Consider the following 20,504-nt stretch of genomic DNA (forward strand, 5'->3'; position numbering starts at 1 on the left):
TCTCCTCCCCCTCATTCGTTCAACACAATCCTCGATTTCAGGCTTTCCTTCAGCGGCCCTTCCATCGGTCTAATAGCGGCCAGATGCCCCAGCTCATGGAGAAGCAGACGTGTTGCCTGCGGATTTTTCTTTTTCATCTTTGTCATCAGGCCTGTTGTCAGCTTGTCATTATAGCTCCAGGCGGATTTCTCATCCTCCCAGCGCATCAGATCATTGGCAAACACCGAATTACTGCCTTCTTCATAAAAAACCTCGGAAATCCGGGCCAGCCGCTTTTTCCCGTCCGGAACGCTTTCCAGAATAAACACCAGCTCACAGGACTTCAGCGCGGAGATCAGATGTCCCTTCAGACTGCCTCCGATCCGTGTGGACACGGCAAAAGCGCCCTGATAAGGAATATCCTCCGAATCCACCGTATGAAAGGTTCCCGTGATGCCGTCATAGCCCTTTTCCCCGCTCCACAGGTAAAACTCCCATTCGTTATAGCGCATCTCCGTCATATAGAGGATATTGGGATCATGCCGCAGCGACTCCACCCCGACTTCCATCAGCTCTTCGTTGGCAGCCTGGATCGGAATGATCCGGTGACCTTTAATCTGGTACGGCAAAATCGACTCCGGATGTTTCTCGATCATCACCACTCCCATGCAGGAGGTGGAACCGAGCAACTGCTCCCCGACAATCGTGTTGGCAAAAGTGGTTTTGCCCGAACCCACTGCCCCGGCAATAATCGTGTTGCGGAACGTGCCCGCTAACGCCCGGATCAGTTCAATTGCTTCGGCAGGAATACATTCCGTACCGGCCTGATCCTCCAGATCCAGAAACTCCACAACCTGGCGGCGCAGCGAGATGGTCGTAAAGCCGTCCCACACCCTTGGCGACACCCAGATCGCGAGCCGGATGAACCGTCCGGGCCAGAGCGGATCATCCATTTTGAACTCTACCGAAGGATTGTCCTTGTTCAGCTTTTTGTTGGGATCACTTTTCAGCAGGGAGCGCTTCAGTTGCTCGACCCGGTCAAGTGAAGGCATTTCATACGGATAAGGCACAAATTTCCCGCGATGGTTATAAAAAATTTGCTTCCCGATCATCTGCAGCCCGGTAGATTCGCTGTAAGCCCGGTCCGTGAACCAGCGGTAGGCTGGCCCAAAGCCCTTCCATTCGTGAAAAAGCGCCTCTGCCGCCGTCCGGTATGCCTCCGGCAGCTTGCCGGTGAACGGTGTTTTGCGCAAGTATTTCTCAATCCCGTTCATAAAAAAGCTAACCGCCTGCGGATCACCGATCAGCGCCTTTCCATTCAGCTCAAAATAGCTGTCATCCTCCCGCTCCAGTCCGGCGTTCATATCGTTTTTCATCTTTTGCAGGAAGCTATAAAAGTCCTCCTTGCCCGGCTTGCTGGTGCGAAGCAAACTCTGCTTTAGCGAGAAGGGCCGATGGGAGTCCAGATAACTGTGCCGGTTATTCGGCTGAAGACCAGACGGACTATTGCCCCCCGTATACGGACGAGGGTACAGGCTACCTTGCTGCTTCCTGTGATCTTGCTTCTGGCCCGGCTTCTGTTCTGCTTGCCACATCTCTTCCCGGTATTCGATCATTGAAAAATCCCTCTCTTTCGGGCTTCCTGCGCCAGTCCAAGACTAACCAACAGGGAGTGGACCTTGTCGTCTACCTGCTGAAGCTCCTTTTTGCCAAGCGGCAGTGATTCCAGAAAAGGCTGATAATACGGCAGCTCAAGCAAAATCTCACTGCCGAACCGCAGCGCCAGATTCTTAGGCGAGGTCAGCTCTTCGACATTGCTGCGGTTTATAATCCACTGGAAGTCCTGCGGATAGAGATCCATGTGTCCGGCCAGTTCCATCAGGGGCTGAAGGCGATATTCGTGTTTGGGATGGGTTACGATCATCCGGAGCACTGATTTCTGCATTCCTGCGTACCACGCGGCACTTTCAGGAATGGAGCCAAAATCGGCAACCACCAGGTCTGCGTTCGCCCTAGCTTCCGTGAGCAAATATTCAATCTCCTCCTCCTGATAATCCTGTGCGCTTAAGTAATCGAAGTTGCCCGGCAAATAACTATATCCATCCTGCTTAACCAACCCTGCGAAATCCTCGGGGTGGAGCATCTTGCCGGTAATGCGCGGACGCAGCCTGTCCAGACTTACGGCCGTTTTGGGATCATAGCCTGGATCATACAAATCCAAACCGAGCAAAATCACACGCAGTCCTGCTGCCGCAATCCTCCTGGCGAACAGCTTGGCTACACTTGTACAGCCAATGCCCGGACCGGATCCAAAAAAGCCGACCAGATTTCCACGCTCCTCGTGTTCCTCCTCCAGAATGTACCGCAGCTTCTCTACCACCGCCGATGATGTTGAGCGGGGCGGAATGAAGAATATGCCAAGGCTCTCACACAGCATATGTATAGACTGATAGCCGCGGACTCCCTTTTGCAGATACATATATAAAATAGTTGAACCCGGGTATCCTTGGCGAAGTCCGCTTAAGGCTGCAACAGGTACCTGCTCGCTTGTTACCATCAGCATGTGCCCTTCGGCATGTTGGACTTCGGGCAATACACTTTGTGTGATGACGGTGAACCCGGCAAGCTTGATTTCGTTAATGGTTAGCTGATCCATACCGAGACTGAAAATTTTCAAGACTGCCTTCCTCCTTTCTACTCAACTCGTACAATCCATAGCTTCTTGCCTTGCTCCAAATATTGTCCCAGCAGCTCACCGTCGCTTTTCTTCAGCTTCAGTTCCGGCGCTGCAACCTTGCCCGTGGAAGTAAAGCGGTTGTTAATGTTGCCGTTCTCTGTATCCAGCACATCATTGTTATCCTCTGTACGGACATAGTTTACGGTGACACCGCTGAGGAAAACCTGACGGGCAGGCTCAGCCGGCTGGGCGGCCTCATTTGCTGAGTTGCTTGCCGATGGATCAGGCTTGACTCCTGTGGTGGACGCCGGAGTTCTGGATGCATTGGCAGCAGTAGGAGGGGCGGCTTCGGATTTATCCGGCGGATCCCCTTCCACCAAATAGATATCCACCTTGTCTCTGCTGCGGAGCGATCCGTTGATTGCAAAGATGGCTTCCTTCGGAATAGGGAAAATCCCCTCATCCTGCTGCGGCTCCAAATCACTGACATCGACCAGCGATTCCGTCAGGATACTGCCGTCCATCAAATTCACATTAGTTATCTTGTGTTCCACCTGGCTGACTTCCGTAATGACCCCTGAGGGAATATCCTTGGTCTGGACAGAATCCAGGTAGAGATCTCCCACTTTCAGCTCATAATTTTTAGGTAAAAAACCGCCCTCAGCCACCTTCACCTTAACTACTGTCTGCGACAGCACATACGGCTTAAAATAGAGATCATAGCCAAGCAGACCGCCTAAGCCAATGATCAGTATAAGAAAGGCGAAGAAATAATTTCGTTTTAACAGATGCCCCCGCTGTGATCCCAAGCGATTTACCTCCTTTGAAATACGGTTATTTGCGCATGACAAAATGCACTTTGGCATACGTAGCCAAAATGCTGGTAAAATGCTTTTTTACCTGATTGAGAATAAGAAGATTATTAGATTATACATATGAGGTAGCAAATCTAGAGGCAACTGCGGGATAAAGTATCCCGGCTGGAGAAAGGATTCCGGTAAAAGCCAGGCCAATACTGCCGTCAATGACACTAGCAATACAGTTGGTATTCCCATTGGGATAGGATTGGCAGCGATATTACACTCTGGCTTTCACCGGATGAATTCAATTAATTAAATACTACTGTCTTATTGTGATGAACAAGGATTCTATCCTCAATATGCCATTTGACCGCACGGGCCAGAACAACCCGCTCAATGGTGCGTCCAATACGTTTCAGTTCATTCACATCATCGCTATGGCTGACCCGCTGCACATCCTGCTCGATAATCGGACCTCCGTCAAGCTCTTCGGTCACATAGTGGGCAGTAGCGCCGATGATCTTCACCCCACGCTGATAGGCCTGGGCATAGGGTTTGCCACCCACAAATGCCGGCAGGAAGGAATGGTGGATATTGATGATCCGGTGCCGGTAATGCTCAATAAATGAAGGAGAGATAATCTGCATGTAGCGGGCCAGAATGATGACGTCAATATCATCACCGATGACTTCCAGCTGGCGTTTCTCTGCTTGCATCTTGGTATCCGCCGTAACCGGAATATGATGGAACGGAATACCGAAAGATTCAACGTACGACTGCATATCGGTATGGTTGCTGACAACAAGCGCAATATCGGCATCCAGATCGCCTGCCTGCCACTGCCAGAGCAGCTCTACCAGACAATGATCTTCTTTGGAGACGAAAATCGCCAGTTTCTTCTTATGGCTTACATTGAAAATTTGCCAGTCCATCTTGAACCGCTCGGCGACCCCTCCGAAGATGGACCGTACCTCTTCCAGACGTTCTTCCAGCTTTGGCAAGTCAAACTCCACTCTCATAAAGAACATTCCGCCATCCGGGTCCATTGTATATTGATCGGATTGCACGATATTAGCTCCGTGCTGGTATAGAAAATGCGATACAGCCGCAACAATCCCCGGTCCGTCGGGACAAGAAATGAGCATGCGTGCCCGGTTCGGGTATTGTCCGCCTGATGAATGATCTCTTTTCACATGTAATTCCATAATCCCCTGTCCATCCTCTCATCTACTTGCGCAATCTGTAGTTTAGCTTAAGCGTTCACGAGAACTTGTCTGCCGGCCAGCCAGGCGATCAAACGCTGATTGATGGCTTCCTCGCTAAGCTGCGGGAACAATCCGGCAGAAGCGATATTATCATATAAACGTTCCAGCGGTTCACGCGGATCAGCCTTTTTGGCTTTGGCATCATTCTTCAGCAGCTCCCACACATCAAGCACATACTTGCGGGAATCCAGCTCCTGCTTGGCAAAGAAAGCATGCAGCTCTTCTACCTCCTGCAGGAATTCTGCTCCGAACCGTTCAGCCACATTGCCGCGCAGCAGAGCAATCTCCACCTCGTACATCGGGCGAAGTGTCTTGGCGTCCTTCCCGATCCAAGGGGTCTCCAGAATGAACGGCAAACCTGCCAGAGCTTCATGGTGAACCACATTGTTGATCGTTTCGAAGCCAATCCAGCCAGACCCAATCGGGGTATGGCGGTCTTTTCCCGCTCCGCGCGGATTTTTGCTGTCGTTAATGTGGACTACGCCAAGCCGTTTCAGGCCAATCACCTCATCGAACTTCCGCAGTACACCATCAAGATCGCCAACGATATCGTATCCGGCATCATGAATGTGACAGGTATCCAGACAAATGGACAGCCGCTCATTATGTACGACCTTGTCAATGATCGAGGCAATCTCCTCGAAGCTGCGGCCGATCTCTGTTCCTTTGCCGGCCATCGTCTCAAGAGCAATGTGTACTTCTGTCTCGTTCGTACCGCCAAGCACCTCGTTCAGGCCATCGGCAATACGCTGAATTCCGTACTCGGCATCCTTGTCGGTATACGCTCCGGGATGTAATACAATGTGCTTGACCTCAAGTGCATGGGTACGGCGGATTTCTTCCTGCAGGAAATCAACCGCCAATTGATAGGTGTTTTCCTTGTAGGAGCCCAAATTGATAATATATGGAGCGTGAACGACGATTTCCTCGACTCCGTTAGTCTGCATAGCGAGCTTCCCTTCAGCAGGGTACATCGCTTCGATCGGCTTACGGCGTGTATTCTGCGGAGCTCCCGTATATATCATAAACGAGCTTGAACCGTACTCATTTGCTTCATTGGCCGCGCTCAGGAGACCCTTGTCCGCGCAGGACACATGTGAACCTATTTTCAGCATGCCTTTTCCCTCTTTCCTTCACGAATTAACCCTTATTCTACCGTGATCGGGAAAATAAATCTAGGCAAGCTCCCGCGGATGTCTTTCGCTTCGCAAAACTGTGGAAATACGCTATACTTTAGAAGAGATTAAGGATTGTGACAATCATCATTGTCAAAGGCGGTGTATACATGTCTTTTAAATCAGACTTGAGCTTATTATCCGCAATACCAAGCAATTGGTTTATGAACTCCATCGCATTCTGGACTTTTCTGCTGCTGGGCTGCATGTGCATCGGCGGCTATTTCATGTTCCGCAAGTTTTTGAAGGTGCTGCCCAAAGCCGACGGCAAGTCCAAGCTGGACTGGCAGAATTACTGGGTGGAGCGCAGCCGTCCGCTATGGAGCGACGAGACGAAGGCTTTCCTGGATCAGCTTGTGCAGCCGGTGCCCGGACCTTTCCGCGATATTGCCAAACATTCCATAGCTGCAGAGATCGGTAAAATCGCGGTAGAGAGCAATGCTCCGGCAGTCACCCGCGAGCACTGCATCAAAGGCTACATTGTCGCCACCCCGCGGCGTGATAACCGGTTTCTTATCACCTTCCTTGAAAAGAACGGCATCGACTACTCACCTTACCGGCATTTAATCAAGTAACAATCCGCTTATCTCCTGCTGTAGATATACCACTAACGTCTCTTCAGGACGTCCTGAAACGGAGATTGCCATATGAAATACGTAATTTGCGGCGGCAGCGGCTTTATCGGAAGAGAGCTTACAGAATACTGGCTGCAGGCCGGACATCAAATCATCATCGTCGGACGCAAGCTGCCCAAAACCCAAATGATACATCCGGGACTCAGTTACCTTACCTGGGACAGCCTTTCAGAGAATCCGGGTTCTGCTGAAGGTGCAGATGCACTGGTCAATCTGGCCGGAGCTTCGCTCAGCCAGCGCTGGAGTCCGAGCGGAAAGAAAGTTATTATGGAATCCCGTCTTGAAACCGTTGCCGCAGCCGCCAAGCTGCTGAATGCGCTGCAGCATAAGCCCCCGGTAGTGATCCAGTCTTCCGCTGTTGCCATTTACGGAACATCGCTGGCCGATACTTTTGACGAAGCCTCACCGGCCCATGTAATGGACTTTCCGTCTGAGGTTGTCAAGACCTGGGAAGCAGCAGCGGATGAAGCTTATACAGGGGTTAGGCTGGTGAAACTGCGGACCGGGGTTGTGCTCGGCAACGAGAGCGGAGCATTTCCCAAAATGAAGCTGCCCTATGCTCTGGGCTTTGGCGGCAGAATGGGCAGCGGCAAGCAAAGCAGTGGCTGTCCTGGATTCACCTTGCCGATATGTCCCGGCTGATCGATTTCTGCATCCAGACTCCCGGAATAGAAGGCCCTGTCAACGCGACTGCCCCGAATCCCGTTACAAATGAGGCTTTCGGCAAAATGATCGGCAAAGTATATCATCGTCCGCATTGGTTCCCGCTTCCGGCGTTTTTATTAAAAGCAGCTGTAGGTGAACTGTCGGAGATTTTGCTGGAAGGCCAGCGCGTGCTCCCTGCCAAAGCCATTCAGCATGGTTTCACGTTTACTTATCCGACCTTGCAGCCGGCTCTGGAACAGCTGAAATCAGAATAGAGTATAGATCTGCTATCAGCCCGCTTCTCCAAGGTTAGAGCGAATGAAACGTATAAGACCCTTTTACAATGGTAAAAACAGATCCTTCGTTCAGCGGGTACTCCTTATAAGGAATCATGGCTTCTCCCTGATAAAGGGTGCCGTTCCTGGAGTCCAGATCCTTCAGGATGTACCCCTCAGCACTCTTGGAAATTTCAGCATGCACTCTCGATGCGCCTTCTGATTTCTCTACATACTGGGCTACCTCCGGCGAGCGGCCGATAATGAAGCTGGCTCGGTTCAGTTCAATGATTTCTGCTGGTCCGCTTTCATCCTCACCGCATCTTTCCAGATAAGGAGAGGCAGATAGCGGCTTTACCTCCGGCCTCATCTCTGAAAGATTCTCCCGGGAGAGCAGTGCCGTCGCGGCTACAGCCACCGGCGGCTTAATCATGCTGCGCCCCTCCATCCCCACTTCAGTTCTTTGTATGCCCGCAGGAACACGAGCATTCGCAGCTGTAGACAGCTGCGGACTAGCTCTGACAGGAGCTTCAGTACGGACTGGAGTTACCGGATTTCTGCCAAAATCCCATTCCAGTTCCCGCTTGGACCTCCAGCTTTTGTCCGCAGCATCTACTTCGCCCTCTTCCTCCTCCTCTGGTTTGCTCCCTCCGAGCACAAGCCTTTCACTCCAGACCAACCAGCAAAATCCACCCAATACTAACGTTGCTATTGCGCAAACTGCCAGCCACAACGGCTTGGGACTATTTAAATAGAGGAACTTCCATAACAACGCGCCGGCCAAAACACCGCCGAGCACAACATAGGTTCTGTTAGCAGAGGACTGGGAAGAAAGACGATGCTCACTGCCCGCTTTATCCGGCTTTGTCTCCTCCTCCTCGTCCTTCCGCTTAAGTTTTGGCAAGTCATTGTTCCATGGAGGCTCATACTGCTGGGTATTGTCTGCAGGTTGTGCATTCTCGGTTACCCCATATACCGAACGCCTTGGCAGAGCGGACAGTTTACCTGCTTCACGTGCACTTGCCTTCTCCTGAATATGTCTCTCTGCACCCGGCGGCACTGCTGCCTGAGATATTTGGATTTCTGGCGGCAGCTCTGTATTATTCACAGGTCTAATGACAGGGTCCGCAGCGGTCAGCAGCTCCGAGAGCAAATCCCTTAAGCCTGCAGGAGTAAAATCCTCTCCTCCACAATATTGCAGCAATCTCTGCACACCGCTTCCGGCAAGCTCTGTTACCGAAGCCATCATCACCATAATCAAAGACCTCAGACATTCCCCCGGCTTCGTGGTTGCTGCAGGCTGTTGCAATGGAATGCAGGTCAAGTAGACTCTTCCTCCGTTCAGCGGACCTTCTACAAAAATGTAATCCTCATGCAGCGCATATTGCTCCGCCCGCAGCATGTACAGCCGGCCTTCCTCCATTCCCTGGGCAATTTGCAGCAGCAGCCCGAAAAAATCGTTCATGCTGAGCCTGTCGCTTTTCAGCAAATGGCTGAGCATTTTGCGGCGGGACAGGGAATATTCCAAGGTCACCTGCAAATCAATTTCTCTGAGCAGCAGCCGCAGGTGATACGGAATGCCGCTGTTCATCAGCATCCGGGCCTGAACCATATTAAGCTCGCCCACAGACAATCCATCCGGCTTGCCGAGCAGCATAGAGATACCGTCCTGCTGCACAAAATCGCGGCTCAATCCGAACATCAAGCTTCACCTCCAATCTATAAGTAGAGATATGTACAAATGAACCCTGGAACTACAGCCAGCATAAAGGGAAACCTGAGCATTTCCTTGCCGTTCCCAGCCTTTAATATTTTTGGATTACGCAGCAGCAGAAATCCGGCAGTCCTGCTGACAATACCGCGAATCCTCCTTCCTGCCTCCCGTCTGCACAAGACAATCATCCAGCCGATTACAGCACCGAATAAGATAGAATACATCATGACCTGCAGCGTGAACAGCACGCCCGTCCATGCACCTATTCCTGCAAAAAGCTTAACGTCTCCAGCTCCGACAGCGCCCATAACATACAGGATCAGCAGCAATGTAAAGCCAACCCCAGCACCGCAGGCAGCGAACAGCAATCCGTGCCAGCCGTTCATTATGCCTTGCACAAGCAGGCCTGTCGTCAGTGCAGAGACTGAAATCCAGTTCGGTATTCTCATCCACCGGATATCGGTTATTAACGCCGCCGTTAGAAACGGCAGACAACCCCAAAATGCCCATTCCGTCATACATAACATCCTTCTTCCGCCATGTTCATTTCACAACCGTAAATGCCGCCTCTAGGAATGTACCGTCATCCAAACGGACTACAAAAGGCCAGGAACCCGGTGTTGTATTCACGCCGATTTTCCATTCCCATTCGATATAACCGCCTTCATCCGCTTGCTTCCAGCCCAGATATTTGGCCGTGCTCTGGCCGCTTTTATAAAATATCGACAAGTTTGCCGAAGCATTTGGCGGAACTTTAACCCGGATCTTGCCCTGATAATTTGCTACCCCCGGATTCGGCTTCGCCAGAACTACAATGGAATGCTGCTCTTCTCCGGCACCGCCGTCTCCATCTGCCCCTGTTTCTCCGGTATCGCCAATCCACAGCCGCTCCACCGCACTTGCCTCCAGTACAATGCTCCGGTTCAGAAAGGGGACCTTCATCGGCAGCTCGTAGCTGACAACGAGACCAAAATAAGGTCGTGTGCCTTTCTTCAGCTCCGGAATAATGGCATTGGAGACATGAACCCGTTCATAATCCAGCCAGTCAGATGAGAGATAAGGCTTCATTATTGGCTTCAGCGCAAGATCCAGCACCGACTGCGACGCCTCAGCCTGAAGCTCCTGAAGCGGGCCTTCACCCCGCTGTATCGCAGCGTTGACCCACTCGTTCAAGGGCTCAGGAAGGTCTGCGGCGAAGCTTTCACCCCATTGCTCAAGCGACAGGCGCGGGATACTCCAAGTCCCGGATGATAACGGGGACGCGCCTCCTGCTGCGCCAGCATTGATTTGCGCAGCTGCATCAGCTTCCCTTCCTATGCTTCCACCAGTGCTTCCTGCTGCAGCCGGCTGACCTGCCGTTCCGCTATCTGCTCCTTGTTCTTCCCCCCACTTCTGCGCAGCCAGTGCCGCCGGATACATGTGGGCCGATATCACCTTGACCGTATCAGAAGCTGTGCTCTGCAAGGCTGTAGAGTACAAGGTCATCTGCACGATAAAAATCAGGAACAGGACAAACAGCAAAAACATGGGGAGAACCATAGCCGCCTCAACAACCATACTGCCTTCATCCCGCTGTCTGGTTAGGCTCTGCCATTGCTTCATTCTGCAACCTCCCGCTAATATGAAAAATCAGCCTTTACCCCTCTGTAATACAATCTGCCCTGAACATCCCCGGGAAGACCGGCGCTGTAGTCCACCAGCTTGACTACGCCCGGCAAAAACCAAAGCGGCATCGCCATTTTAATCTCCGCCGAGGCATAGGTGAATTTCTCGGCCGGATTTATTCCGGTGTTCAGCCGGATCAAAGCGAGCATGCGGGAGAGCTGCACATCGCCCCCTCCATGCAGGAGCATGAACAACCGCAAATAATCACGGTAGGACAGCTTTGCAGGCATGTATTTGGACAGCGGGATTTCCCCTGCCCTGCATAGCAGCAGCATATCCTGAACAGCCTGCTCGATTCCGTACAGCAGCGCTGCAGCTAGAATCGCCAGCGGATTGCCGAGACGCGAACTTTCAATAAAGCCCTCCATAGTACGGATGGCTAGCCGCAGCGCAAAGATTTCACCGTACGCTGCCGCTACATTACCCGCAGGGTTATGGAAGCCGTAGAGAATATATTCAAGCTCCTGGGCATGGGGATCAAGCTGGTCCGCAAGCGGCAGTGCGGCGTCACCTGCGGAGCCGGAAGCTACCGGAGTCAACTTTGAAAGATCGAAATGCGGAAAATACATTGCAGAATATTCTGTTCGGAACAGCCGGTCTCTGGCACCCTCCATAATGCTGCCCATTGCGGCATAAATATCGTCTGTCTTTGCCATTGAAGAACTTCCGGCTGCATAAGGATCCGATGTGTTCTGCGAATTCGAGGCTTCCTGGTCCGATCCACTGTTCAGCTGAATGTTGTCCTGATAATATTGGCTCAGCGTCTGATAACGTTCCCGTGCTGCTCCGGCGCTGTCGCCAAGCTGACGAATCTGATCCAACAGCTTCATAGCATCGTTCAGCTTGGCTTTTGCCTGCCGTTCGATTTGCTTGCGTTCTCTGTCCGAAGTTCGGTGGGCTTCAATCTTCCCGGCTTCAGCAGCAATGATATCTCCATGTTCACCATAGTTCTGGAGGTAACTGCTGACGGCCTGTAAAGCGTTCAAAACTGCCATATTCATGCTGCCAAAATCCGCATCCAGCCCCGTGGCTCCACTCAATGCGCCCGGCAATCCGGAAGCTGCCTGCTCCGCTGTCTGAGAGGCAGTTTCCTGAACAATTAAGTCATGCTCCATGGCGCTGATCTCTGCCGGTGCGAGAATAAGCGAATCCTCCTGCTCCCGCATTTTTTTTAGCGGCTCTGCACTCAGTTCACCGGCACTTCCCGGTATGTCCCAATTTCGCGCACTATCTTCGGCACTCCCCGCCCCGTTAGTTCTGGACTGTTCAAGTATGTACCTCATCTCTTCATTCAGCTCCCTGACTCTTTGCAGCGCATTCCCGGCATCAGCGATAAGACGGGTATGCTCTGTACGAAAAAGAGTCAGTGCTGACGGAATCCTCGGAAGAAACTCCGTAGTTTGTCTTAAATACTCGCTGATCTGACTGCTGTATCTGGAATATTCATCCTCTTCACGGTAAAAATCCGCATAGTATTTGCCGACATAATCGTCATACATCGCTGCAATGTCAGCCGCAGAAGTGATCTCCCCCAGAAAACGGTACTCAATATGGTCTCCCGGCGGATTCATAATCAGTTCTTGAAGGGATCTTACGCTTTCCGCAGCCTGCTTTCGCCGCTCCATCATAAGATCCAGTGCAGCCTCGCGTTCATCGTACAAGGGCTGCAGCTTGCCGAATAATTTGGTTGAGCGTGAAGCCTCACCCATAGCCGCCGAGAGCGGCTTAAACTTGCCGGCCAGCTCCAGGGCAAAATCGATCGGTGCTTTATATTTCATCTCCTCAGCAATCTGCCTTTGAAAAACATCGTAGCTTCCAAGAGGGCGCCTCCAATTCAAGACCGAAGAATCCAGGCCTAAGGGCAATAAATTAAAAGCATCCCCCCGCCCGCTCTCGTATAGATTGTCGTTCAGCACCCCGGACAGCAGCTGATTGCCGTCACTGCCGCCAAAGGCGAACAGGCCATAGCTCTCGCGCAGCTGAATATCATAAGAAGACATTACCGAACGGACTGCGGCTCTCGCCAAACGTTCCTGCTGCACATTAACGGCGGCAATCCGTGCATAATCTATCAGCACAGCGGTGAACAGGAACACGAAGGCCAGTATCATAATCAGGAAAATAGAAACCGATCCCTCTGTTCCTTTCTTTCGCCACGAATTGAACGCTTTTCTTGGACTGCAGGCCGTACCTTTTCTACTCCTCATCCGCGCCCCTCCCTTGGCCTCTTTTGGGTTCCGAACTCCACAAAGCGGATCAGCGCAGCTTCTTCAGCATCTGGGACGCGTCTTTCTTTTCCATGCTTGTTCCGGTATTGCCACTCTCCGTGCCTCCCTTGAACTTCGCACCATAATAACGCATCAGATCTACTGTTCGGATAAACTCAACAGGCTCAGAAACAACGGACTGGGCTTTCACTTGAGGGTTGGCCTCGTCCGCCAGCATCTCATCCAGTACGGGCAGATTCAGCATTTGCTTCAATTCCGCACTGATCTTCCGGCCGGTTAAACTGTAGGCATAATTCATCTGGCCACTTAAATTTGCCGGAACTATGCCGGAAGATTGCTGAAGCTTAATTGCAGGCAAGGTACCAGTACCCTCGGCAGCATTCGGCAGTGTAACAGAAGCCCCGCCGTTCCCGGCGCTAAGCCCGAATAAAGAAGCTAGCATTCCATCCTCGCCGATCCGCCAATACAGCGAGTCATACTCGCCAATAACAAATGATCCTTCCGTCTCTTTATGGCTGTTGTCCCAATTGTAAGCCGCACGTTCAGTCGCAGCGGAAGCGACCTGCAGCAGCATCGACTTCTGGTAACTGTACAGGCAGAAGAATAGCAGCAGCATCGTAATACACATGATGATAGGCAGCAAAAGTGAAGCTTCGATAGTAAAGCTGCCTTCGTCATCCTCCAGTTTCATGATTCGAATACTTCCTGGCTCTTGCTTCCTGCAGTGCTGATCAAGTCTTCTACCACTTTGACAATCTCCTTGCGGAACACCAAAACTACAGCGATCAGTACAGCGATAATCAGGATCATCTCCAGCGTGCCCAGCCCTTCCTCGTCCTTCCACAAGTTCTTAGCGCCTTCTATTATGAATGTCATCATTCGTCTCATCCTCCTACATTTTCATCATCATAAATGCCGGTGTGCCCACCAGAATGATTACAATTAAAAAGATAACCACCATCGGGAACACCAGCTTCGAAGAAGCCTGCTCCCCCCGCGTCCGGCTGATCGCCTTCCGCTTCTCCCAGAGCATCCGCGAAAGATCGCGCAGCGACAAGACAAAGTCGGCTCCGCCTCTGCGGTAATTCAGCAGCACCGTGGTTGTAAATAGCGATACCTCCTGTACGGCGCAGCGTTTGCTGAAATTCTCAAACGCCTGCTGAAAGGAGTAGCCGCTCTCCCACTCCCCAGTCATAATCGACAGCTCTTTATAGAGCGGATGGCTGTAATCTCCCTTCCGGCTCTCCACGCAGCGGATAATCGCCCGCTGCACATTCTCCCCTGCGCCGACCAGCAGGACAATGCTGTTCAGCAGCTCGGGCAGCTCCAGCATAATATTCTGCTCCCGCAGCCTTACCTTCTTGTGCAGATCACTGACCAGTGCAACGGGTAGAATAACTGCCAGACCAGTCCCCAGGAGAATTCCCGCCTTCTCGCCGCTGAACAGGGTCAGCGCGCTTCCACCGATAAGCAGCAGCCAGCTGTAGCTGAACATTTCACCCATAAAGAGCAGCGTCCGTTCTGCGCTGTAGCGCATGCCGTAACTGCGCTGCAAGGATCGCTGAATTCGGAACATCACCGAAGGAATATGACTGCCTATTCCCCACCGCTCAATCAGCAGCAGGAAGGGCTCGCCCAATCCGCGCAGCCGCAGTCCATCCATAGGCAAACTGCGAAGCCCGGAATAATGGCTGCCGCATTTCAGGCGCAGGAATATCCATCCCAGCCCTAACATCAGAACGGCCGAACCGCACAGCCAAATCATTCTTTCACCTCCTTCACAGCGGGATATCCATAATCTTGGAGGTCCAGAGATAACACAGAAACAGCCCGCCCAGCGCCAGTGTGGAAATTGCAATTCCGGCACCTGTATACATTGGCTGCATATAATCTCCAGCGGTCAGGCTCATGAACAGCACCATGGCAAGCGGGGAAGCCAGCAGCGCCTTCGCCTCGAATTTCTTCTGGGCGATGCTGACGGCAATGTCCTGCTGGATATCCAGCTTCTCCCCGATGATTGTGGAGGTGCGGCGCACAATCTCCACAAGGTCGCCCCCTGTCCGCTTGCAGACAGAGAATACATCAGCGAACCGTTCCACATCCTCCATGCCTGCCCGTCTGCTGAAATCCTGCAGCGCTTCTTCCACAGGCTGTCCATACTCCATCCGGGCACATATAATATTCAGCTCAAAGATCATATCGCTGCCCCCTTCCGGGTCAAGCATCCGCAGATCCTGCACGGCCTCGCGAAATGCATTCTCTACGGAACGTCCGGCGGACAGCGAAGAAGAGAGCGAAAATAAGGTTTGCTTGAATTGCAGGTTAAGCGCAGACCGGCGGCGCTGCCGCAGGTAATCACGCAACAGCCGCGGTGCATAAGCTCCCCCCGGCACAAGCAGCAAAGACAGCAACAGGTTATGGTAGAACAGGTACCCGATGCCGAACAGCAGGAGCCCGCCTGCCAGCATAGCCAGCATTCTAGACAAAGGAGTCAATACATAGACGGTATAATCCGGCAGCTGCGGACTGCCCCCGGCTTCAGCCTCCGCAGATGTCCCTCCCTTCTCTGCGGAGGACCCCCTCCGCTTGCCCGGCGAAGAGACTGGCTTCTTCCCCAAATGAATCAGAAGACCACCTCCTTCTCAGTTCCCCAACTGTATTGCGATAATGGATAACTCTGTACCCCAGCCATCCTCAGCTTGCTGGAATGCAGCAGAGGATTCCCGCAAGGAACCAGGCCCCCCTCCACTCTGCCCTCACGTTCCCCCGTTTCTTGAAACGCATATAACGGATTCAGCGCTACCTCCCCATCCCGTAGTCCGATGACCTCCGAGATTTCCATCACCCGCCGCGAGCGGTCCCGCAGCCTGGAGAGATGGACAAAGATATCTATCGCAGAGCCGATTTGCTGGCGGACCACTGATACCGGCAAATCAGCTGCACTGAGCACCATCGTCTCCAGACGGCTGACCATATCCTGTGCGCTGTTGGAATGTCCAGTTGAGAGCGAACCAGAGTGGCCCGTGTTCATAGCCTGCAGCATATCCAGACACTCGGCCCCCCGCACCTCGCCGACCACGATACGGTTCGGGCGCATCCGCAGGGAGGAGCGGATCAGGTCGCGGATCGTGATCTCCCCGCGGCCTTCTGTATTGGCGTTGCGGGTCTCCAGCGAGACCAGATTCGGCACGGTGACAATCTGCAGCTCGGCAGAGTCCTCAATCGTGATCACCCGCTCCTGCGGCGGAATAAATTGAGACAAAGCATTCAGAAAGGTGGTCTTGCCGGAGCCCGTGCCGCCGCTTATAAAGATGTTGTATCCGGCAGCTACCAGAATCTGCAGCAGCTCCGCCGCTTCTCCGCTCAGCGCCCCACGATACACCAGCTCGCTCATCGACATCGGCGTTTCCGGAAATTTGCGGATCGTCATCGCCGGCCCTTTCAAGGCCACTGGCGGCAGTACGATATTGACGCGGGAACCATCCTTCAGCCGCGCATCCACAATCGGGGTGGAATCGTTAACCACCCGGTTCACACCGGAAACTACGGTCTGGATAATATCCTCCAGTCTGCTCCTGGATTCGAAAGCCAGCGGCAGGCGGCGGATCTGCCCTTCCTCTTCAATAAATATCTCCTCATGACTGTTGATCATAATCTCGGTGATATTCGGGTTATCCACCAGCGGCTGCAGCACATCCAGCCCCCGGAAGGAATCGAACAGCTTTTTTACCAGTTCATGCTTTTCCTGGGCAGTTAAATAACGCAGGCTGTCCATCTCCAGAATGGTTCGTTCAATATAGCTGTTAAGCTCACGGTTTCCGACAGCCGAAGTGACATCAAGCCCTGCGCGTATGTCGCTGCGCAGCTTCCTGAACATGGCTTCATTCATGTAAGCCCCCGGTGAATACCCGCGGCAGCGCCGGCTCAATGATACCGGTGCAGAGCTGCTGCACCCCAGCCGTAAACTGCGGAGAATTCAAGCAGAGCTCCACATGATGCTGAAGTGCCCAGGAAGGGATAAAAGGAAGCGCACCATCTATTCTGAGTTCTTCCCGCCCTGGCCGGCCAGCGGCTGAATCCCCGGCAAAATTCATCACAAACCTGCTCTTGCCCGGCACCTCCGGCGGCAGACCGGAATGCGGATCTCCGCAATGCTCCAGCCACCTGAGCGTCTTATACATACTTGCCTCGTCACTCTTCAGCGCCCATAGCAGAATGCCGCACCGCTGCAGTACTGCCTGGGCCCGCTCTTCCTCAATGCTGCCTGTATCTACAATCACAACATCATAGCCAGCATCGCCGGCCAGCAGCTCCAATAAATCCAGCGTATCCTGCCGGGTCATCTGCAGCATTTCCTTGAAATTACCGATCGGTCTGAAGGCGTCACAGCGGAGGCTGTCATGCCTTACGGCGTATCTCCCGAGTTCAGGCTTGCCTGCATTCCCCTTGCTTCCTTCGCTGCCGCTTGCTTTAAGCTCGTACAACAGAAGTTCTAGCCCGGAAGTGTTGCCCTGGGGCATCCGCAGGAACAACCCGCTGCTGTCCACACTTTCCAGGTTCAGATAAAATACAGACAGCCCGATCCCGCCAAGCTGCTTGGCCAAATTGAGCGCAATCGTTGTTTTGCCGCTGCTGCCGCTGGCTGAAACTATCCCGAGCAGCAGCGTCTCCTCCTTGGCAGCCGAAGCTGTCCTCATGCGTTTCACATCGCCTATCCGGAGGATGGACTCCAGAAGCGAGGGCAGCGACTGATATTTCTCAATCACCATACCCCCGGCCAGACTCCCCGCATTGCTGCCAGAATACTTCCCGGCCTCGCTTAGAACACCCCAAGGAACTGTATTTCTGCCTTCCACCAGCCAGGCCTCAACGAAAATAGGATCGCCTACAACGGCGTCCGGCAGCTCTTCTCCCTTCATGAATTCCATAAAGGTATCCAGCCGGCTGAAAGCTGTGATCCGCAGCATCTCCCCATACTCACTGTGATGCAGGTAATGCAGCAACGGCTCAATGTATTGACTCTCACGAACTGCCAGTACGATCCTCGCCGCCATGAAATCACTCTCCTTCCTGTAATGCGTACCTTTAAAAAAGACAACAAAAAAGACAGCAAAAAAAGCACCGCCAATAACCGTGGTATACGGTCATTGAACGGTGCTTCCGTTACTATCCTTTAATTTACAGCTATAGTAGCATATATGCAGTAGAGCGGCAATATCTTTTTTACGAATACCTCTTCTGTACTCCAAATCCTGAGCCCGCACCATATCCTGAGTTGGATATTTACCTCATTATTCCACTGCCCTATACTGTTAGTCAGTCAGCTTTCAGCACGGCCAGATTACAACTAAAGGAGATCATTCAACATGAAATTAGTGCCCAGTTTACTCGCAGCCCTCGTCTTATCCGGATCCATCAGCTTGTCAGCAGCCGCAGCAACCAAACCTATCACTGTACTCGTTGACCAGCAGAAGCTTAATTTGACCACCGCCGCCCCGATTCAGGATGGCAATTCCGTGCTCATCCCTATGCGGCCCATTTTTGAAAAGCTCGGCATGAAGCTGGTCTGGGATGCCAAGAGTAACACGATCACAGCCACCAAGGAAGGTCTCAGCATCAAGCTGCAGACCGGAAGCAAAAAAGCAACTATAAACGGAACCGTTAAACAGCTGGCCTCCGCACCCAAAACAATTGACAAAGTCACTTATGTTCCCCTGCGCTTTGTAAGCGAAGCCACCGGAAACAGTGTGGAGTGGAAAGCAGCTTCCAGAACTGTTGCAATTACAAGCAAGGAGAACACCGCTGATGTCAAGGGAATCTCCGCATTATTTGATAAATATGTGACGTATTCCAATACAGAGAACTATGACGGGTTCATGAACCTTATTGATCCGGAATCCCCACTGGCAGGGATCGGCCCAGGAATCAAAGAGCAGTACGAAATCTTTGATGCCAAAACTACCGTCCTCCAGATGGAAATTATTGATTCCAAAGGGAATGAAGCAACCGTACACACGATTGAAACCTCCGAGAAAGTAAACGGTCCCTTCATGCTGGATAGCCAAGCAGAGTATGTATACTCCCTCACCAGAAAAGCCGGCGGTTCTGCTTGGCAAATCAGCGGTATCCAAATCGCTGCGCTACAGTACATTCTTCCGGCAGATGTGCTGGAGGCTAAGGTCAATGTACCCAAAACGGATGAAGATCAAATTAAAGCTGTGGTTCAGGCCAATGTGGATTACTCCAACAAAGAGGATCTGGATGGGGCATTATCCACCATTGACGAAACTTCCCCTGCATACGAGCAAAGCAAAGAACTTTATATGCAAATGTTTAAAGCCTATGATTTAGCCATTACGCTTGACTCTTCTAAAATTATTGATTATACCGGGGATACTGCTGCGGTATACACAGTGCAGACGTCCAAGAAAGTAAAAGGTCCGGAGTTTCAGGACAGCCGGGCCGTATCGGTCAATATACTGAAAAAATCGGCAGACGGCAAATGGAAGCTTACGCAAACCTATATCCTCACGACGACAGCTCTTAATCAATAAATCCTCTTTTCCCAAACCGAATAGGGGTTTAAGCCAGCCCAAAAAGCAGCAAGGTGACATAGCCACCTGCTGCTTTTTTGGGGTTGTGCACATCGGCTGTGCACCTTACAGAAATCTCTTGCGGATTTCCGGTGTGGGAAGCAGACATTGCTCGTCACGCCCAAACCAGCGGTACCGGTTCCTTGCCACAAGCCTGTACAGGGCATCTCTCAGAGGCCGCGGCACAAGTATGAAGATATATGCGGCAGGCCACGGAAAACGCAAGCCACGGGCGATCCGCAGCACTGCAGCCGACTCTGTATAGCAGGTCCCGTTCTCCACCAGCACGACCGTATTCAGCTGGTCTGATCCAAGCCCGCCTGCACTCAGCATTCCGCCCGCTGTCTCACTCTGCAAGGGGGCGAACAGAAATCTGGCCTTGGGATCGCGCGGAATAATAAACCGCACCAGCCCCTGACAAAGATGGCATACGCCGTCGATCAGCACAATAGACTTACCGCCCGTCTTGTTTTGCTCTTCCTCCATCTTGCCACACCCCCTCTTCATAGTATCTCCCCCGGAAATAAACAAAAACGCGGGATAGCTCCCGCGCCTCATCATCCGTCCATTTAATTATTCAGCAATAGCCTTGTCGATCCACTCGTCGCCGAGCATTTGCCCTTCGAAATCAGCAGTGAAGGATTCCATACATTTGCAGATGAAATCTTTGCGGCAAACCGGACATGGTGTCTTAAGCAGGCGGCTGATGTTCGTCATTTTCCATTCCGGAAACCGATGATAGAACGCGCGGCACTCCGTTCCGTCAGCAAGCTTGATAATGAACTCGTACAATCCTTCCTTATCATTGCTGCTGGCTTTGGTCACATTCGTAATATGCGGTCTGTAAGACATC

Annotated in this window: 19 protein-coding genes and 1 pseudogene; 3 read left to right on the top strand and 17 right to left on the bottom strand. The window is 52.2% G+C overall.

Annotated elements, in window-relative coordinates:
• Window positions 1-11: 11 nt before the first annotated feature.
• From NYE29_RS03170 to NYE29_RS03190, 5 genes are all read right to left on the bottom strand, one after another.
• A complete protein-coding gene (locus NYE29_RS03170; protein WP_340894342.1) occupies window positions 12-1,595 on the bottom strand; it encodes an ATPase, T2SS/T4P/T4SS family in 1,584 nt (527 codons plus the stop codon).
• Window positions 1,592-2,656: a hypothetical protein gene (locus tag NYE29_RS03175; protein ID WP_038587076.1), complete on the bottom strand. Its 1,065-nt coding sequence runs from the start codon at window positions 2,654-2,656 to the stop codon at window positions 1,592-1,594. Before NYE29_RS03175 ends, NYE29_RS03170 begins: the two co-directional genes overlap by 4 nt.
• 17 nt (window positions 2,657-2,673) lie before the next feature.
• The gene (locus NYE29_RS03180; RefSeq protein WP_038587073.1) at window positions 2,674-3,465 is read right to left on the bottom strand and encodes a hypothetical protein; all 792 of its coding nucleotides are present in this window, start codon (window positions 3,463-3,465) and stop codon (window positions 2,674-2,676) included.
• A gap of 299 nt (window positions 3,466-3,764) precedes the next feature.
• Complete coding sequence (gene purU, locus NYE29_RS03185; RefSeq protein WP_038587070.1) at window positions 3,765-4,661, bottom strand: formyltetrahydrofolate deformylase; 897 nt, start codon at window positions 4,659-4,661, stop codon at window positions 3,765-3,767.
• Between the two features lie 47 nt (window positions 4,662-4,708).
• Window positions 4,709-5,836 (bottom strand): deoxyribonuclease IV, encoded by a 1,128-nt coding sequence (locus NYE29_RS03190; protein WP_038587067.1) that lies wholly within the window; start codon window positions 5,834-5,836, stop codon window positions 4,709-4,711.
• A 170-nt stretch (window positions 5,837-6,006) separates the two neighbouring features.
• Between NYE29_RS03190 and NYE29_RS03195 the strand changes: the two genes are divergently transcribed.
• The gene (locus NYE29_RS03195; protein WP_038598797.1) at window positions 6,007-6,471 is read left to right on the top strand and encodes a DUF2621 domain-containing protein; all 465 of its coding nucleotides are present in this window, start codon (window positions 6,007-6,009) and stop codon (window positions 6,469-6,471) included.
• Window positions 6,472-6,543: 72 nt separating this feature from the next.
• Window positions 6,544-7,451, top strand: a pseudogene (locus NYE29_RS03200) (TIGR01777 family oxidoreductase).
• Between the two features lie 34 nt (window positions 7,452-7,485).
• On the opposite strand, the gene NYE29_RS03205 reads toward NYE29_RS03200, so the two are convergent.
• From NYE29_RS03205 to NYE29_RS03250, 10 genes are all read right to left on the bottom strand, one after another.
• The gene (locus NYE29_RS03205; RefSeq protein ID WP_340894344.1) at window positions 7,486-9,153 is read right to left on the bottom strand and encodes a DUF6382 domain-containing protein; all 1,668 of its coding nucleotides are present in this window, start codon (window positions 9,151-9,153) and stop codon (window positions 7,486-7,488) included.
• 17 nt (window positions 9,154-9,170) lie between these two features.
• On the bottom strand, window positions 9,171-9,683 hold the full coding sequence (locus NYE29_RS03210) for an A24 family peptidase (protein ID WP_038587059.1): 513 nt from the start codon (window positions 9,681-9,683) through the stop codon (window positions 9,171-9,173).
• 25 nt (window positions 9,684-9,708) lie between these two features.
• Entirely contained in the window at window positions 9,709-10,767 is a 1,059-nt protein-coding gene (locus tag NYE29_RS03215; protein ID WP_340894346.1) for a TadE/TadG family type IV pilus assembly protein, read from the bottom strand.
• 14 nt (window positions 10,768-10,781) lie between these two features.
• Window positions 10,782-13,037, bottom strand: coding sequence for a hypothetical protein (locus tag NYE29_RS03220; RefSeq protein WP_340894348.1), 2,256 nt, complete (start codon window positions 13,035-13,037; stop codon window positions 10,782-10,784).
• A gap of 49 nt (window positions 13,038-13,086) precedes the next feature.
• Window positions 13,087-13,749 carry a TadE/TadG family type IV pilus assembly protein gene (locus NYE29_RS03225; protein WP_340894349.1) on the bottom strand — a complete coding sequence of 221 codons (663 nt, stop codon included), beginning with the start codon at window positions 13,747-13,749 and terminating at the stop codon, window positions 13,087-13,089.
• Window positions 13,746-13,937: a Flp1 family type IVb pilin gene (locus tag NYE29_RS03230; protein ID WP_340894350.1), complete on the bottom strand. Its 192-nt coding sequence runs from the start codon at window positions 13,935-13,937 to the stop codon at window positions 13,746-13,748. The genes NYE29_RS03225 and NYE29_RS03230 overlap by 4 nt, the downstream gene beginning before the upstream one ends.
• A 13-nt stretch (window positions 13,938-13,950) precedes the next feature.
• Entirely contained in the window at window positions 13,951-14,823 is an 873-nt protein-coding gene (locus NYE29_RS03235) for a type II secretion system F family protein (protein WP_340894351.1), read from the bottom strand.
• A 13-nt stretch (window positions 14,824-14,836) separates the two neighbouring features.
• Window positions 14,837-15,577 carry a type II secretion system F family protein gene (locus NYE29_RS03240; RefSeq protein ID WP_340899594.1) on the bottom strand — a complete coding sequence of 247 codons (741 nt, stop codon included), beginning with the start codon at window positions 15,575-15,577 and terminating at the stop codon, window positions 14,837-14,839.
• 104 nt (window positions 15,578-15,681) lie between these two features.
• Window positions 15,682-16,947 carry a CpaF family protein gene (locus NYE29_RS03245; protein WP_340894352.1) on the bottom strand — a complete coding sequence of 422 codons (1,266 nt, stop codon included), beginning with the start codon at window positions 16,945-16,947 and terminating at the stop codon, window positions 15,682-15,684.
• Entirely contained in the window at window positions 16,940-18,112 is a 1,173-nt protein-coding gene (locus NYE29_RS03250; RefSeq protein ID WP_340894354.1) for a hypothetical protein, read from the bottom strand. The genes NYE29_RS03245 and NYE29_RS03250 overlap by 8 nt, the downstream gene beginning before the upstream one ends.
• Window positions 18,113-18,424: 312 nt before the next feature.
• Here NYE29_RS03250 and NYE29_RS03255 point away from each other — a divergent pair, with 312 nt between their 5' ends.
• Complete coding sequence (locus NYE29_RS03255; protein WP_340894355.1) at window positions 18,425-19,612, top strand: copper amine oxidase N-terminal domain-containing protein; 1,188 nt, start codon at window positions 18,425-18,427, stop codon at window positions 19,610-19,612.
• Window positions 19,613-19,717: 105 nt separating this feature from the next.
• Here NYE29_RS03255 and NYE29_RS03260 read toward each other — a convergent pair whose 3' ends face one another.
• Together NYE29_RS03260 and NYE29_RS03265 are read right to left on the bottom strand one after the other, a co-directional pair.
• Complete coding sequence (locus NYE29_RS03260; RefSeq protein WP_340894356.1) at window positions 19,718-20,137, bottom strand: thiol-disulfide oxidoreductase DCC family protein; 420 nt, start codon at window positions 20,135-20,137, stop codon at window positions 19,718-19,720.
• A gap of 87 nt (window positions 20,138-20,224) precedes the next feature.
• Window positions 20,225-20,503, bottom strand: a complete 279-nt coding sequence (locus tag NYE29_RS03265; protein ID WP_038587032.1) for a hypothetical protein — start codon at window positions 20,501-20,503, stop codon at window positions 20,225-20,227.
• Window position 20,504: the final 1 nt, after the last annotated feature.

Origin of the sequence: Paenibacillus sp. FSL M7-1046 (genome assembly GCF_038007405.1) — a bacterium.
GTDB lineage: Bacteria > Bacillota > Bacilli > Paenibacillales > Paenibacillaceae > Paenibacillus_AQ.